Origin of the sequence: Streptomyces sp. ICC4, from assembly GCF_003287915.1 — a bacterium.
GTDB classification, from domain to species: Bacteria; Actinomycetota; Actinomycetes; order Streptomycetales; family Streptomycetaceae; genus Streptomyces; species Streptomyces tritrimontium.
The window spans coordinates 4,069,806-4,083,228 of sequence record NZ_CP030286.1 but is presented as its reverse complement, the minus strand read 5'-3'; the positions used below and the strand labels follow the sequence as shown (position 1 = coordinate 4,083,228).

Genomic DNA, 13,423 nt, shown 5'->3' with positions numbered 1-13,423 from the left:
ACCATAATCAATCTTCAGAGGTGGGCCAGACTACGCGTGACGGATATCACGACGGCCTGCGGCTGTCAGCGTTCACGTAATTCGGCTCTGTCGGGGATCTTGTGATGTCGCAGGGCTGAGCTGGGCAGTCTTCGGGTGTGCGGTTCAGGGGTGTTGGGGCGGTTGTTGCCGCATCTGTCCGGTGTTGTCATCGAGTCGATCAAGCGAACGGTCGGGGTCATCACGCTTCGCGCGGGGTGTCAGACGTCTCCGGTGAGATGCCCGGGATGCGGTATGCCGTCGTGGCGGGTGCACGGACGGTACGTCCGCCGGCTCGGCGACGCACCCGTGGCCGGCAGCCCCGTAGTCATCGAGCTGACCGTGCGCCGGTTCAAGTGTCTGAGCAGCCGGTGCCCGGCGGTGACGTTCGCCGAGCAGATCGAGGGGTTGACCAGGCCGTATGCCCGGCAGACGCAGGTGCTGCGGTCGATGCTCGCCTCGATCGCTCTGTGTCTGGCGGGCCGTCCCGGCGCCCGCCTGGCCGCGGCCCTCGGGATCCGCATTGCCAAGGACGCCCTGCTGGACCTGCTCCGCTCGGTCCCGCCACCAATCGGCGCCGTCAGATTCCTGGGAGTGGACGATTTTGCTCTGCGCAAGGGCGACTCCTACGCGACGATCCTGGTTGATCTGGAAGCCCGCCGCCCGGTCGATGTCCTGCCCGGCCGGGACGCCGAGCCACTTGCCGCGTGGCTTCGCCTGCACCCGGAGGTGGAGGTGATTTGCCGGGATCGGGCCGGCGCCTATGCGGAGGGAGCCCGAACCGGTGCCCCGCAGGCGATGCAGGTCGCCGACGCCTGGCATCTGTGGCGGAACGTCGCGGATGCGGTGGAAAGAACGGTCGGATCCCACCACGGGTGCATTCAGTCCGCGTTCGCGGCGACCCGGTCATGGCGGAGGCGACCGCGAGGGACCTGGTCACGCCGGAGCCGTCCAGGCCGGTGGCCGTGCCGTTCGTCCCGCCGGACGGCATGCTCGACGTCAACGGCCAACCCCGGCGCCTGGTGGCCCGCACGACAGAGAGATACGCGGCGGTCCAGGCCCTGCTGGCCGAGGGAAGGTCGCTGGCGGCGATCGGCCGGACGCTGCGGCTGGACCACTCCACCGTCCGCCGCTTCGTCCGAGCCGCCAGCCTCGACGAACTCCTGGTCAAAGCCACCGGCAGGCTGTCTCTCCTGGATGAGCACAAGACCTACCTCCGCGCCCGCTGGCTGGAGGGCTGTCACGACATTCCCCAGCTCCACCGGGAACTGCGCGAGCGCGGATTCACCGGGAGCGTCCAGTGCCTCCGCCGCTACTTCCGAGCCTTCAGACCTCCCCGCCAACCAGGACGGAAGCAGCAACCGGTGTCCCGGCCGCGGCCCAGGCCGGCCCCGAAGCCCCGACGCGTCGTCCGCTGGATCATGACGAACCCCCAGCACCTCGCGGCCGCCGACGCCGCGGAACTGAAGGAGATCCGTACGGCCTGCCCTCACCTCGACGCCGCCGCACGGCACGTCCACGACTTCGCTGAAATGCTCCACCACCTTCGCGGAGACCAACTTCCCGATTGGATGGAGCGAGTCCTTACTGACGACCTCCCAGCCCTCCACTCACTGGTCAGCGGCCTGCGACGCGACTTCGACGCCGTCACCGCAGGTCTCTCAACACCGTGGAGCTCCGGCCAGGTTGAGGGCCACGTCACCCGCGTCAAGCTCATCAAGCGCATGGCCTACGGACGAGCCAACCTCGACCTCCTACGCCAACGGGTACTCCTCGGCCCATAACCCTGCGACACCACGCGATCCCCGGCAGAGCCCGATTTGCCCCAGGTGCCCGTCTAGCTGGGAGCTGATGACTCGGCTCGTCAGAGGTCGACGCGCTGCTCGGCAGCCGATGTGTCATCGACGGAGCCGTAGCGCAGGACGACAAGCGCTGGCCGGAACGGCAGGTCGTTCAGGATGGGTGCCATGACAGCGAAGAGTGCATCGGCGTCCGGTCCGTAGGCGTAGAGGACCACCTTGCCTCCTCCGTACTCGTTCCCGTCGAACTCGCCGACGTCAGCTTGCTCGATCGCCTCGGTCAGCAGGGACTGAGCCTGGCGGACGGCCTCCCGTTGGCTTGGATCGCCGAGGCCGGCGTCGGCCAGTCGGTAGTGAGCGATGACGGCATGCTCAACGTCGGTTTCTGCTTCGTCTGTGTCGGTCATGCGGGAAACGCTCTCATCCCGGACCGACATCCTCGCCAGCCTGGCCCTCCGGAACGCGGTCCTAGGAGCCAAACCTCGACCTCCTACGCCAACGCGTACTGCTCGCCCCGTGACCCTGCGACATCACAAGATCCCCGACTGTGAGGATGGAGCGGCACCGCTCGAGGGTCTGACCCGATCCCCGATTGACGCTTCGGCTGTCCTCACTCTGAATCGTCGACCTTCCGAGCGGGTGCCATTGCGTGTACCGGCCGGCGATCGTGACCTCATAGAAGCTTGACTCAAGCGGTCCCATCACAGTCGTGTCCGTCTGCCGGCCGGTGCGCGCGAGCCCATTCGCCGCGCACGGAAGGAACTCGGCCACCATGTCACAGCCCATCGAGGTGATCGGCGGGATCGACACCCACACCGACGTTCACCAGGCCGCCGTCATCGACACCATCGGCCGGCACCTGGCCACCGAGGCGTTCCCCACAACACCTGCAGGCTACCGAGACCTGCTGGAATGGCTGTACTCCCACGGTCAAATACTGGTTGTGGGCATGGAGGGCACAGGCTCCTTCGGCGCCGAGCTTTCCCGTTATCTCCATGCCAACGAGATCGCTGTTATTGAGGTGGACCGACCCGACCGTCGCGCTCGTCGCGCGGCCGGGAAGTCCGACCCCATCGACGCCTATGCCGCCGCCACTGCGGTACTCGCCGGCCGCGCCACGGGCATCCCGAAGCACCGCGATGGCGCGGTCGAGGCGATCCGCGGGCTGCGCGTGGTGCGCGCCAGTGCCGTCAAGGCCCGCACCCAGACCATCAACCAGATCAGATCACTGATCATCACCGCGCCCGCTGCAGTACGCGAAGCACTGCGCTCGCTGACCACCACCGAGCTGGTCCGACGGCTAGCCGCCAGCCGTCCGGGCACCGATCTGGCTGCCCCGGCCACGGCCGTCAGAATCGCCCTCAAGCGTCTGGCCAGGCGATACCGGCACTTGAGCGAGGAGATAGCAGACGCGGACGCCGACCTGCGCGACCTGATCACTCGCACCGCACCCGGCCTGCTCGCGTTGCCGGGCGTTGGGACTGAGACCGCCGGGCAGTTGCTGGTCACCGCCGGCGACAACCCCGACAGGCTCGCTTCAGAGGCCTCCTTCGCCCACCTGTGCGCCGCCGCACCCGTGCCAGCCTCGTCCGGACGCACCGACCGTCACCGACTCAACCGTGGCGGAGACCGCCAGGCCAACCGCGCGCTGCACACAATCGTGCTGGTCCGCATGCGTCACGACCCGCGCACCCGCGACTACGTCGCTCGACGCACCCGCGAAGGACTCAAGACGAAGGACATCTTCCGATGCCTCAAACGCTTCGTCGCGCGAGACGCCTACCGCCACCTCACCAGCGCATTCAGCGGCGCAACCGCGCCCTCTCCTACAGCTTGACGATCTATAGAAGCTTCAGAGCCGAATTACGTGACCGTCCACACCAGACCGGTCACCGCGGAGAACCTGAGCCTCCGCACGAGGGGTCGTGCTCATCCCACCGAGGATGAGCACGACCCCTCTTCACACCCTGGCGCCGGTGGCCGCACGCGGTTCCCCGGCACCCCGCCCGATGGCGGACCCCACTCTCTCTGACTCTCTCGGTTCTGGACCTCCTGCCATCGCTCGCCTCCCGCTCTCTCCTCAGCCCCGAGAATCACGCCGTCTGCCGTGGGGAGTTGTCGGAACACCTGGTTGACATGGTCGTACCGGACCGGACCGGCCTCCCGGACAACGTGGTGCTCCGTCTCCCCGGCCTTGACTCTGAAGCTTCTATAGATCGTCAGGCGGTAAGAGAGGGCGCGGTTACGCTGGTGAGGTGGCGGTAGGCCTCTCGCGCGACGAAGCGTTTTACTGCGCCTCTCGCCAACGGGCCCGCAGAACTTCTGCGCAACAGCGCCCAGGAGAACTCGGCCATGGCTGTCCGTCGACCCTCGGGTCGGGCTACTGGAAAAACTCACGCGCCGGAGGGCAGCCGACTACGTAGCCTGTCGGAATGACAACCTCCTCTCGGCCTGATCCCCGTCGCCTTGGCGTGCCGAAGGAGATCGTCGATCAAGCCGCCCGTGCGCTACGCAACGCGCGGGGCTCCCTCGCTACCTTCGTTGAGGAACTCAGTCAGGCCGATCCGACGGCGGGCGTGGCGGGCACCGACGAAGCATGGATCGCGGCCTCGCATCACCGTCACCGCACGGGGCGCCGCAGGCTCCTGTCGTGGTCCGCGTTCACTGCGTCGTTGACCATCTCCCACGCGCTCGATCACGTCGTGGCCATGGAGCGAACCCTCACGGGAGAACCGGTGTCGATATGGCCCACGGTGTCCCTGTCGCGCGTCGTCCAGGAAGGCACCATCCGTATCTGCCACAGCCGACATGCAGCCGCCTCGCCGGAGGATCGGTGCGTGCGTCGCGCTGCGGCGGTGCTTGCGAGCGCATCTCACCGCGGCAAGGGAGTTCGATGCCCGGGTGCTTCCCGAGGCAGAGAAGGCGTGGGAGCGCGCTGAGCGCATCGTGACGGGTGCCGGTCTCAGCATCGACCTGGACAACAGGAACCGACCCGCCCGCGCTGTCCTGGGAGCCCACAAAGCTCCCCTCGCTCTCAACCTCACCGACCTGGCGAAGGCGCACACAACGCACCTCCCCTCCTGGGTACCGGCTCTCCTCGGGTGCAGCTCACAGCAGCATGTGGCTCGTCCAGCAGGCCGTCGGTTTCGACGACGAGGGGAATCCGTCCCTCTATGCCGACAGCGAGACCGTCAGCGCCGCCGTTCTCGCCGTCCTGGGGGCATTCGAGGACCTCACGGAGACCTTCGGTACCTACCACGGCCACGCAGGCACAGCCCAGGCGGTAGCCACCCTGCAGCGACGGACGCTGGTGGTCGTCGAACGGCAGAAGCGCTGGCGGCAGAGAGCAGCGCGCGACGCGGAAGCCCTGTTCTCCTGAACGTGCCGAGCCGGTCGGCCCGGTCCTGCCAGACGTCGTCGTGACGGCGTGTCAGTGAGATGTGCCAGGCTTTCGTCATGGACGAGTGGGACATAGCCAGCGCCGATCAAAGCCTGCAGGTAGGCGCTCGGCACCATACGGTTCCCGCCTTCTACCTTCGACGTTTCGGGAATCCCAACGAGCAGCTGTGGGTTCGAGATCGACGGTCACCGAAAGCGGGTCTTCGCAAGATAGCCGACTTGGCGATCAAGGACTTCTACACCTTCATCAACATCGACGGTGAGCCCGACGGTCGGCTGGAGCAACTACTGACGCGTGTCGAAGGATGGGCTGCGTCTGCTCTTCGCCGCGCAACGTCGAGTGTGACCTGGGGCAGCCCCGTGCACTCGCAGGATCACGCGGACATTGCCCTGTTCATGGCGTTCCAGTACGCACGAGGTCCGCGCCGACGCCGTGAGCTGGAGGTCATGTCCGACCTCTATACGCGCCTGGTCCAGCTCAACGAACCTGTCCACGGGGGACGCCGCGAGGTAGCGGAGTACCGGGCGCAGCTACGCGAGTTTCGCGAGCTGGAGTTCGCCGCACACCCCAACATGCACTTGAGCACGCTCAGCCCGTTGGCGCAGAAGCTCTACCCGTACTTCGCCGAGAGACCGCTGTGCGTGGTCTCGCTGACCGCAGGCGCGCTGGTGACCTGCGACGAGCCCATCGCCGCGTTTCGCGAGGACGGCAACCCTGCGCCCGTCCTGGCGCCTGCCCGCCAGCGCGTCCGAACCAGACGGCGGCAGGGCGCGAGGAAGGCGCGTCGGGCGACCTTGTTCCATGTCCAGAAGGCCGGCCATCACGGCCTGGCCCTGGCGGACCAGATCGCCATGCCGGTTGGACGCCGCACCATCATCGTCATGGGCGATCCGGAAATCTCTCTACCGTCGCACGTGCGCCTCAGCCCGGACGAGAGCATGATGGCCGCCGAGGCACTCAACCGGCGCCTGATCGAGCAGACGTATTTCTGCGCCTTCAGCCACCCCGAGGACCAGCACCTCCTCGCCCAGCCACTGCCCGAGCTCGGCCCTCTCTTCCATCTCGGCGGTACCCGCCCCGAAGACGGAGTGATCGCCGCGAACCCCCTTTCGCACCCACGCCCGCAACTCTTCGGTCGCAAGTAGGGAGCTGCTTCTTTGACCCGAGCAGCCACCCCGGTCCGCCCACCCCACGGCGCACAGAAGGCTCCACCAATGGAGTCAGGCAGCACGCGGATAGCCCGGGGCAGCCGCTGCTTGGGCTGAGCGCCGATTTTCCTACGTCCCCATCCAGGCGCCAAAGGACTCAAGAAGGCCGTTGTAGAACTTGTCGCCAGGGACGGAACCTGGATTCTTGCTCGCGTCGTAGAAGCCGGCGTTGGTGAATGTGGCAGACGCTGAAGCATTCAAGTTCTTGAAGAACGCAAGCTTGCCTCGGCCGAAGCCGACGAAGAGCCAGAAGACCCCCAGCGTCGCCGTGTTCTGGAGCAGTGAGCGGAACGCAGCCTTGTCCCATGGTTCGTCCCCGACCTGAACGATCACAAAGGCCGGGTCGGCGGCGCCGCTCTCCTGGTAGTGACCGACCGCACGGCGCATGGCTTCCGCGACGTTGCCCCAGCCCCAGTCCACCTGCGTATGGAGCTGGCCGATGCGTCCGCGGTAGTTGTCGAGGCTGATCTCTTCGAGGAACGGCTCTTGCCCGCTGGAGAAGATGACGGGAACCGTGCCGTCATCATCCAGGTTCGCTGACAGAGCCAGCACGCGCTCCGCGAAAGCCTGAACCGCGAATGATTCGTACATTTCCTCCATGTGCCAGTCGTGATCCAAGATCAGGTACACGGCCGCCCGCCGTCCGCCCATGCCCGTATGGACCAGGGCCTGCCCAGCCTGTCGGGCGGGTTCCAGCAATGACGGCGCCTTGCTCCCTACCTTGGACAGGTCCACTACAGCGTCCTGGCTGGGTCGACTGGTCTGCGCCGGGACTACTACTGCAGTGAGAACCGCCGGCTCATCGTCGATGGTGACGCCGTAGTCCGTTGCCAGGCCGGCCAGCCCCGAGGCATATCCCTGCCCCACAGCCCGGACTTTCCAGCCAGAACCTTTCCGGTACAGCTCGGCCAGAACGACCACCGTCTCCCCAGCAGTGAAGTCCGGGGCAGTGAATTCGATGGTCGGCGTCCCTTGCTGCGCAATGCTGAGCCGTGGGGCGGCCGCGAAGACGGCGCCGGACCGCAACGGGTCGGCGCTCGCAACCACGGCGACGGTCTCCACGTCGCCAGGTACCCGATCCAGGGAGGCACTGACGCTGTGACCGGCTACGGACACCCCGTCTTGCGCTGGATGGTTGTAGAAGACCAAGTCGTCGTCACTGCGAACCTTGCCACCAGGACCGAGGAGCAGGGCCGAGACATCCACGGAAAGACCCGTGGCAGCGACTGACAGCACAACCGAACCTGCAACCAGTTCCGTGTTCTGCCCCTTCATCAACGACCTGTTCACGAATTGCCTCTCTGGAGAACCCCGCGATCACGCGATTCTCTCCCGCGTTCCCCTCGCTCCACAGGCAAACCGGATGTTCGAGCTCCACCAGGCACTCAAGGCCAGCTTGAAACCAGCCGACGGCCTCCCGCCCATCGAGGGTCCAGGCAGGCCAGGCCCCCAACCGCCCGCTCACCCCGCCCCCCGGACAGCGGCAGGGCCACGACACGGCGCCGTACCCGGCAGGGCGTCATGGGATGGAGCGGGGGCGGTGAACCGGCCGAGGACCGGCCCAAGGAAGCGGAATCTGTCATTCACAAGCGACGACCACCCCGGGGGGAACCTGCGTCCGCAGTGCAACGCATCCCGACGCCACACCCACCCCACCCCCTCAGCACACAAGGCGACGCTCTCCCACACCGTCTGCAGCTGCCGGCAACCACTGGCTTGGCTGACACTCGGGTACGAGGCAGCCACACTGACACGGTGAACGCACGCATCCCCGGATCCGAGTCACTTCCCGCGCCGTCAAACGCCGGGCACACCCTGCTGAACAGCATTTGGGAACACCGCGCAGAGCACTCCACATGGCCGACCTTCGGAGAACTCGACCTGGCCTTCGACACCCGAGGGTGGGACATAGCCGACGTGCTCGCAGAGCTACCAGAGCACCTTGTGTACGGGCATCCGGACGGTTCACGTCCCGTGCCACCCGCGGACCTTCCGCTGGAGCTGACCATCGGCGGGGTGGCGCACTGCGGCATCAGCGACAGCGCGTTCGATACTGTCTACAGCTTCCTGAACGTGGTCCGCTTGCTAGCCAGTCCTGGTGTCCCTGGCGCTCGGCGAAACCCCTCTACCCAGGAGTACTACCACCTGGAGACGTCGACTCTGCTCAAGGCGATGACCAAGGACCGCGATGTGCCCTGCTTCGACGCAGTACTCGACCTGATCCGACGCGAACCCTGGTGTACGGGGTCTGGATTGGGTTCGGGCGGCTGGTCTGTCCCTGGCTCCTACATCGGCCCCGGCCGGTCGATCAGGCACTTCCGGAGCATCCGTGACATCGGCGACTACTGGAAGATCCGCGAGTCGCTGATGCCGCGCCGTGCGGTCCGTGGTGAACGATTCGATCCGCTCGCGGTCGCGGAGGTCTTCCTCCCGCAGCAGACCGCTGACCCTTCCCTCGAAGCGCATGCAGCCCGGCTGCTGATGAAGGTCTTCAGGCAGGCCGACGGAGACATCTCGCAGTGGACGAACCTGCACACGTATCAGCAGGAACAGGCGATCACGCAGCCGCGTCTCCGCGGGGTCCTTGAAATGTCCGAACGACACGGGACCATCGAGTTCGAGAAGACCGGTGCGGGGCTGAGGGTCCGGCTCACGCCGACTGGAGCTCAGCGCGCGGAGGCCCTGCTGCGGGCCTCAACGAGTCGGGCGGTACGGTTCGACTACACGACGAGCGCTCTGGTGGCTGCCGCCATGGAGCGGTATCCGAACTGCGTTCTCGACCTGGGTCAATTCCTGCGCCTTCCCCTGTCGCACTTCGAAGGTGAGCCGTTGTCCCTGGACGAGATTCTCGCCTGCGCGCGCTACCTCGCGGAGAAGAGGCTGGTCACGGTTGAACCTGCGAACGGGCATCCCGAAGCACTGGCGCGGCTGACGTCACTCGGTATTGAGTGTGGGCTGACCGATCCCGTCTACGTAAGGAAGTTCATGACCGATCAGCCCGGATTCAGCATCGGCACCGTCTACAACTACGGTGGCAACAACCAGTTCGGGACCGGCAACACGATGAACATCGGAGCCGACCTCAAGGACCTCGCCGAGTTCGCGCAGAAGGTTCTTGAGGCCGCCTCCACCATGGATGTGGCCGTTGCAGAACGCGAGGAAATCATCGGCCACGCTCAGGAACTCGCCGCTGCTGCCGCCGACCCCGCGCCAGAAGCTGGCTTGATCAGGCGGACCTATGAGCAACTGCGCAGCACCCTCTACCAGCGCGCCGCCGACGCAGCGGTGCAGGGCCTGTTGGACCAGATGCCTGGAATCTCTAGCTGACTTGGGATCGCCGTTAGCGAGCGGCGACGGGGACGGCACCAGCCCATTGGTGTGCTGCGATGAGCCGAAGCACGACGGTTCTCACCATCAGCGTGACAGCGGCCTACTGGGCAGGGTAAAACCGGCCCAGTCCAGGCTGTCCCCGACGATGCCCACCGTGCCGACATCCGATGTCACCGGCGCCCCATTCACAGGTTGCGGACGGCGTCTTCGTCGAGGCCTGGGCGGGCGGCCTGGCTACGAACAGATCAGGCCAGCTGCTGCGGGGGGAGAACCTGGGTGTTGATGTTGATGTAGCCGAGCTGCGCCGGAGAGTCGGCCTGACCGACGGCCTCGCCCAACTGGACGGCAATGCCAGCGGCGAGCGCGGTGAGCACAGCAGCGGCGAGCAGGCGTGAGACGCGCATACGTTCCCCCATGTGGTTGCGGCCCACCCGGTCGGCGGGATAGCAGTCGCGATAATCGCAAGCGCAAGGCCCGCACCACAAGCACGAACTTGGCACGACCCCCGGCCTCCGCGGGCGGCGCGGCGTGAGGCGTACGCGAACGACCAGAACAGCCCCGACACCCTGCTCGCGGTCTCCGCCGCCTCCAACAGGAGCAAGAGCGACAAGGACCCGGCGCAGTGGCTGCCCTCGGATGGGGCCTACCACTGCACGTACGCCGCGACATGGGTCGCCACGAAGCTGAAGTGGAACCTCGCTGCCGACGACGCCGAAGTCCAGGCACTCCTCGGGCTCGCCGAGGACTGCCCGAACACGACCATCGTCTACAAGACCGCCATGTAGACCTATGGGTTCGATGGGGTGGGCCCCGCGCCCAGGCGCAGCCTTGGCCGTCAGGTCGGGGCAAGGTTCAGGTCTGCTTGACGCGTGGGCCTTCACATGTCGGCTGGAGGCGCCACCACCTCGCCGACGCGGGTTAGCGGTGAGGGCCTGTAAAAGGAACGGTGTAACTCCGATCATGGAGGATTGCACCTGTGACCAGCGAGAACATAGCGATAGCGCCTGAGGCTGGGGCCTCGCCGACGGCTGTCGATGACCGGTTCCTGAACGAGCTCGTGGCCCGGGCCCAGGCCGAGGGCCTGCAGCTGACGGGCGAGGGCGGTCTGCTCCAGCAGCTGACGAAGCGGCTGCTGGAGTCCGCTCTGGAGGGCGAGATGACGGACCATCTCGGTTATGACCGGCACGATCCCTCGGGCAAGAACGGCGGCAACTCCAGGAACGGGAAACGTTCCAAGACCGTCATCACGGACGTCGGCCCGGTGGAGATCGAGGTGCCGCGGGACCGGGAAGGGGCCTTCGAGCCGCAGATCGTCAAGAAGCGCCAGCGTCGGCTGACTGGCGTCGACGAAATGGTGCTCTCGCTGTCCGCGAAGGGCCTGACCCACGGCGAGATCTCGGCTCATCTGGCAGAGGTCTACGGAGCCGAGGTCTCCAAGCAGACCATCTCGACGATCACCGATTCGGTGCTGGAGGGCATGGCCGAATGGCAGGCCCGCCCGCTCGACCGCGTCTACCCAGTCGTCTTCATCGACTGCATCAACGTGAAGATCCGCGACGGCCAGGTCGCCAACCGCCCCATCTATGTGGCCCTCGCGGTTACAGCCGAAGGCCACCGCGACATCCTCGGGCTGTGGGCCGGCGGCGAAGGAGGAGAAGGGGCCAAGCACTGGCTCCGTGTCCTGACCGAGCTGAAGAACCGCGGCGTCGAGGACGTGCTGATGCTGGTCTGCGACGGATTGAAGGGCCTGCCCGACGCGGTCGGCGAGGTCTGGCCCCAGACCGTCGTCCAGACCTGCGTCGTCCACCTCCTTCGGGCCTCGTTCCGCTATGCCGGCCGCCAGGACTGGGACAAGATCACCAAAGCGTTGAAGCCGGTCTATACCGCTCCGACCGAGGACGCGGCCACCAGCCGGTTCCTCGAGTTCTCTGAGGAATGGGGACAGAAGTACCCGGCGATCGTGCGGTTGTGAGAGAACGCCTGGGCCGAGTTCGTCCCGTTCCTGCAGTTCGACGCGGAGATCCGCCGGATCGTCTGCACGACCAACGCGATCGATTCCGTCAACGCCAGGATCCGCCGGGCGGTCCGGGCCCGCGGACACTTCCCCTCGGAGAACGCGGCTCTGAAGTGCGTCTACCTCGCGGTGATGTCCCTGGACCCGACCGGCGCCAGCCGCAAACGCTGGACCACCCGCTGGAAGCGAGCCCTCCAGGCCTTCGACATCGCCTTCGACGGACGCCTCACCAGCAACCGAATCTGACCCACAAACCAACCACGGTTACACCGTCTACTGGACAGACCCGCGCTTTCGGGTTGATCTGCTCGCGGACCGCGAGGTAGAGGACCTTCAACGCGGCCTGCTCCGAGGGGAAATGGCCACGATTTCGGGTGGCCTTGCGGAGCCGGGCGTTCATGGATTCGACCATGTTCGTGGAGTAGACCACGGTCCTTATCGCCGGCGGGAACGCCAGGTAGGGCGTGAACTCCGGCCAAGCCGACCGCCAGGTCCGGACGATCGCCGGATAGCGTTCGCCCAGCTCAGAGGCTGCGAACAGGTCGAGGGCCTGCTCGGCTGCGGCCTCGGTCGGGGCCGTGTAGATGGCCTTCAGGGCCGGGACCAGCTTCGGGTGGTCCCGCGACGACGAGAGCCTGAGCGAGGCTCTCGTCAGGTGGATCACGCACGTTTGGACGGTGGCTTTGGGCCAGGTCGCGGTGACCGCGTCCGGCAGGCCCTTCAACCCGTCACAGACCACGATGCAGACGTCCTCGATACCCCGATTTCGCAGCTCGGAGAGGACCGCCATCCAGGTGCTGGCGCCCTCACCCTCGGAGCCGACCCACAAGCCCAGGACGTCTTTCCTGCCGTTCATGTCGACGCCGACGGCCAGGTAGACCGGCTTCGAGGTCACCGAGCCAGAGCGGATTTTCACCCACAATGCGTCGATGTAGATGATCGGCCAGACCGCGTCGAGAGGCCGGTTCTGCCAGGTCACGAGCTCGTCGATCACGGCGTCGGTGACCTTGCTGATCAGGTCTGGGCTGACCTCGACCCCGTAGATCTGGGCGAAGTGGGAGCGGATGTCGCGCACGCTCATGCCGCGGGCGTAGAGGGAAAGGATCCGGTCGTTGAACCCAGCGAGGCGGCGGGCGTTCTTCGGTACCAGCCTCGGTTCGAAGTCGCCGTTTCGGTCCCGCGGCACCGCCAAAGTGACCGCGCCGGCGTCGGTCAGCACCGTCTTGGGCGAGGTCCCGTTGCGGGAGTTCCCAGACCCGTGACCTGCAAGATCTCCGCGTTCGTAGCCGAGGTGTTCACTCATCTCGGCTTCCAGAGCCCGCTCCAGAACGGCCTTGGTGATCTCCGTCAGCAGCCCGCCCTCACCGAGCAGGGCCGCCCCCGAGGCGTCAGCCTTGTCGAGCAGCCGCTCGACCACCTCGTCGACCGTCTTGTCGCCGGCCACGGACGCGGCCGCTTCGTTTTTGTCTGCCATGACTCGTCCGATCCGCCTGGCCCACAGGCCCGAGGCCGAGCCCCGGGCCAGGCTTCCACATCACGGACTTACACGATCTTTCAGACACGCTCTGACGGTGCGCCTGCCCTGTGTGGGCGGCCCGCGTTGGGCTGGGCCGGCAGACGGGGGCAGCCGGCCACGGTGGCGCTGTACCGGGCC

General features: G+C 66.4%; 10 protein-coding genes and 1 pseudogene. 7 read left to right on the top strand and 4 right to left on the bottom strand.

Translation table 11 applies throughout. The features are described 5' to 3' along the window. The first annotated feature begins 926 nt into the window (after positions 1 to 926). Positions 927 to 1,802: a transposase gene (locus DRB89_RS44645; RefSeq protein WP_239516221.1), complete on the top strand. Its 876-nt coding sequence runs from the start codon at positions 927 to 929 to the stop codon at positions 1,800 to 1,802. 80 nt (positions 1,803 to 1,882) lie between these two features. On the opposite strand, the gene DRB89_RS18925 is transcribed toward DRB89_RS44645, so the two are convergent. Next, positions 1,883 to 2,224: a hypothetical protein gene (locus tag DRB89_RS18925; RefSeq protein WP_239516220.1), complete on the bottom strand. Its 342-nt coding sequence runs from the start codon at positions 2,222 to 2,224 to the stop codon at positions 1,883 to 1,885. Positions 2,225 to 2,589: 365 nt separating this feature from the next. Here DRB89_RS18925 and DRB89_RS18915 point away from each other — a divergent pair, with 365 nt between their 5' ends. From DRB89_RS18915 to DRB89_RS18905, 3 genes are all read left to right on the top strand, one after another. Further along, positions 2,590 to 3,654: an IS110 family transposase gene (locus DRB89_RS18915; RefSeq protein ID WP_112450532.1), complete on the top strand. Its 1,065-nt coding sequence runs from the start codon at positions 2,590 to 2,592 to the stop codon at positions 3,652 to 3,654. Between the two features lie 1,281 nt (positions 3,655 to 4,935). Then, a complete protein-coding gene (locus tag DRB89_RS18910; protein WP_112450531.1) occupies positions 4,936 to 5,196 on the top strand; it encodes a hypothetical protein in 261 nt (86 codons plus the stop codon). 77 nt (positions 5,197 to 5,273) lie between these two features. Beyond that, on the top strand, positions 5,274 to 6,362 hold the full coding sequence (locus tag DRB89_RS18905) for a DUF4238 domain-containing protein (RefSeq protein WP_162688641.1): 1,089 nt from the start codon (positions 5,274 to 5,276) through the stop codon (positions 6,360 to 6,362). 132 nt (positions 6,363 to 6,494) lie between these two features. Here DRB89_RS18905 and DRB89_RS18900 read toward each other — a convergent pair whose 3' ends face one another. Further along, positions 6,495 to 7,700, bottom strand: a complete 1,206-nt coding sequence (locus tag DRB89_RS18900; RefSeq protein ID WP_112450529.1) for a VWA domain-containing protein — start codon at positions 7,698 to 7,700, stop codon at positions 6,495 to 6,497. 480 nt (positions 7,701 to 8,180) lie between these two features. Here DRB89_RS18900 and DRB89_RS18895 point away from each other — a divergent pair, with 480 nt between their 5' ends. Beyond that, a complete protein-coding gene (locus DRB89_RS18895; RefSeq protein WP_162688640.1) occupies positions 8,181 to 9,752 on the top strand; it encodes a hypothetical protein in 1,572 nt (523 codons plus the stop codon). Positions 9,753 to 10,000: 248 nt separating this feature from the next. On the opposite strand, the gene DRB89_RS43020 is transcribed toward DRB89_RS18895, so the two are convergent. After that, complete coding sequence (locus tag DRB89_RS43020; RefSeq protein ID WP_162688639.1) at positions 10,001 to 10,159, bottom strand: hypothetical protein; 159 nt, start codon at positions 10,157 to 10,159, stop codon at positions 10,001 to 10,003. Between the two features lie 12 nt (positions 10,160 to 10,171). On the opposite strand from DRB89_RS43020, the gene DRB89_RS18890 reads away from it, so the two are divergent. Both DRB89_RS18890 and DRB89_RS18885 read left to right on the top strand, forming a co-directional pair. Further along, positions 10,172 to 10,540 (top strand): hypothetical protein, encoded by a 369-nt coding sequence (locus DRB89_RS18890; protein ID WP_239516219.1) that lies wholly within the window; start codon positions 10,172 to 10,174, stop codon positions 10,538 to 10,540. Between the two features lie 260 nt (positions 10,541 to 10,800). Further along, positions 10,801 to 12,015, top strand: a pseudogene (locus tag DRB89_RS18885) (IS256 family transposase). Here the strand turns inward: DRB89_RS18885 and DRB89_RS18880 are convergent. Next, positions 11,996 to 13,213, bottom strand: a complete 1,218-nt coding sequence (locus DRB89_RS18880; protein WP_239516218.1) for an IS256 family transposase — start codon at positions 13,211 to 13,213, stop codon at positions 11,996 to 11,998. The pseudogene DRB89_RS18885 and the gene DRB89_RS18880 sit on opposite strands and share 20 nt — an antisense overlap. Positions 13,214 to 13,423 lie beyond the last annotated feature (210 nt).

Excerpts from the sequence above, each read along its gene's own strand:
- DRB89_RS44645 (WP_239516221.1), top strand. The coding sequence starts at position 927 with ATGGCGGAGGCGACCGCGAGGGACCTGGTCACGCCGGAGCCGTCCAGG.
- DRB89_RS18925 (WP_239516220.1), bottom strand. The coding sequence starts at position 2,224 with ATGACCGACACAGACGAAGCAGAAACCGACGTTGAGCATGCCGTCATC.
- DRB89_RS18915 (WP_112450532.1), top strand. The coding sequence starts at position 2,590 with ATGTCACAGCCCATCGAGGTGATCGGCGGGATCGACACCCACACCGAC.
- DRB89_RS18910 (WP_112450531.1), top strand. The coding sequence starts at position 4,936 with ATGTGGCTCGTCCAGCAGGCCGTCGGTTTCGACGACGAGGGGAATCCG.
- DRB89_RS18905 (WP_162688641.1), top strand. The coding sequence starts at position 5,274 with ATGGACGAGTGGGACATAGCCAGCGCCGATCAAAGCCTGCAGGTAGGC.
- DRB89_RS18900 (WP_112450529.1), bottom strand. The coding sequence starts at position 7,700 with ATGAAGGGGCAGAACACGGAACTGGTTGCAGGTTCGGTTGTGCTGTCA.
- DRB89_RS43020 (WP_162688639.1), bottom strand. The coding sequence starts at position 10,159 with ATGCGCGTCTCACGCCTGCTCGCCGCTGCTGTGCTCACCGCGCTCGCC.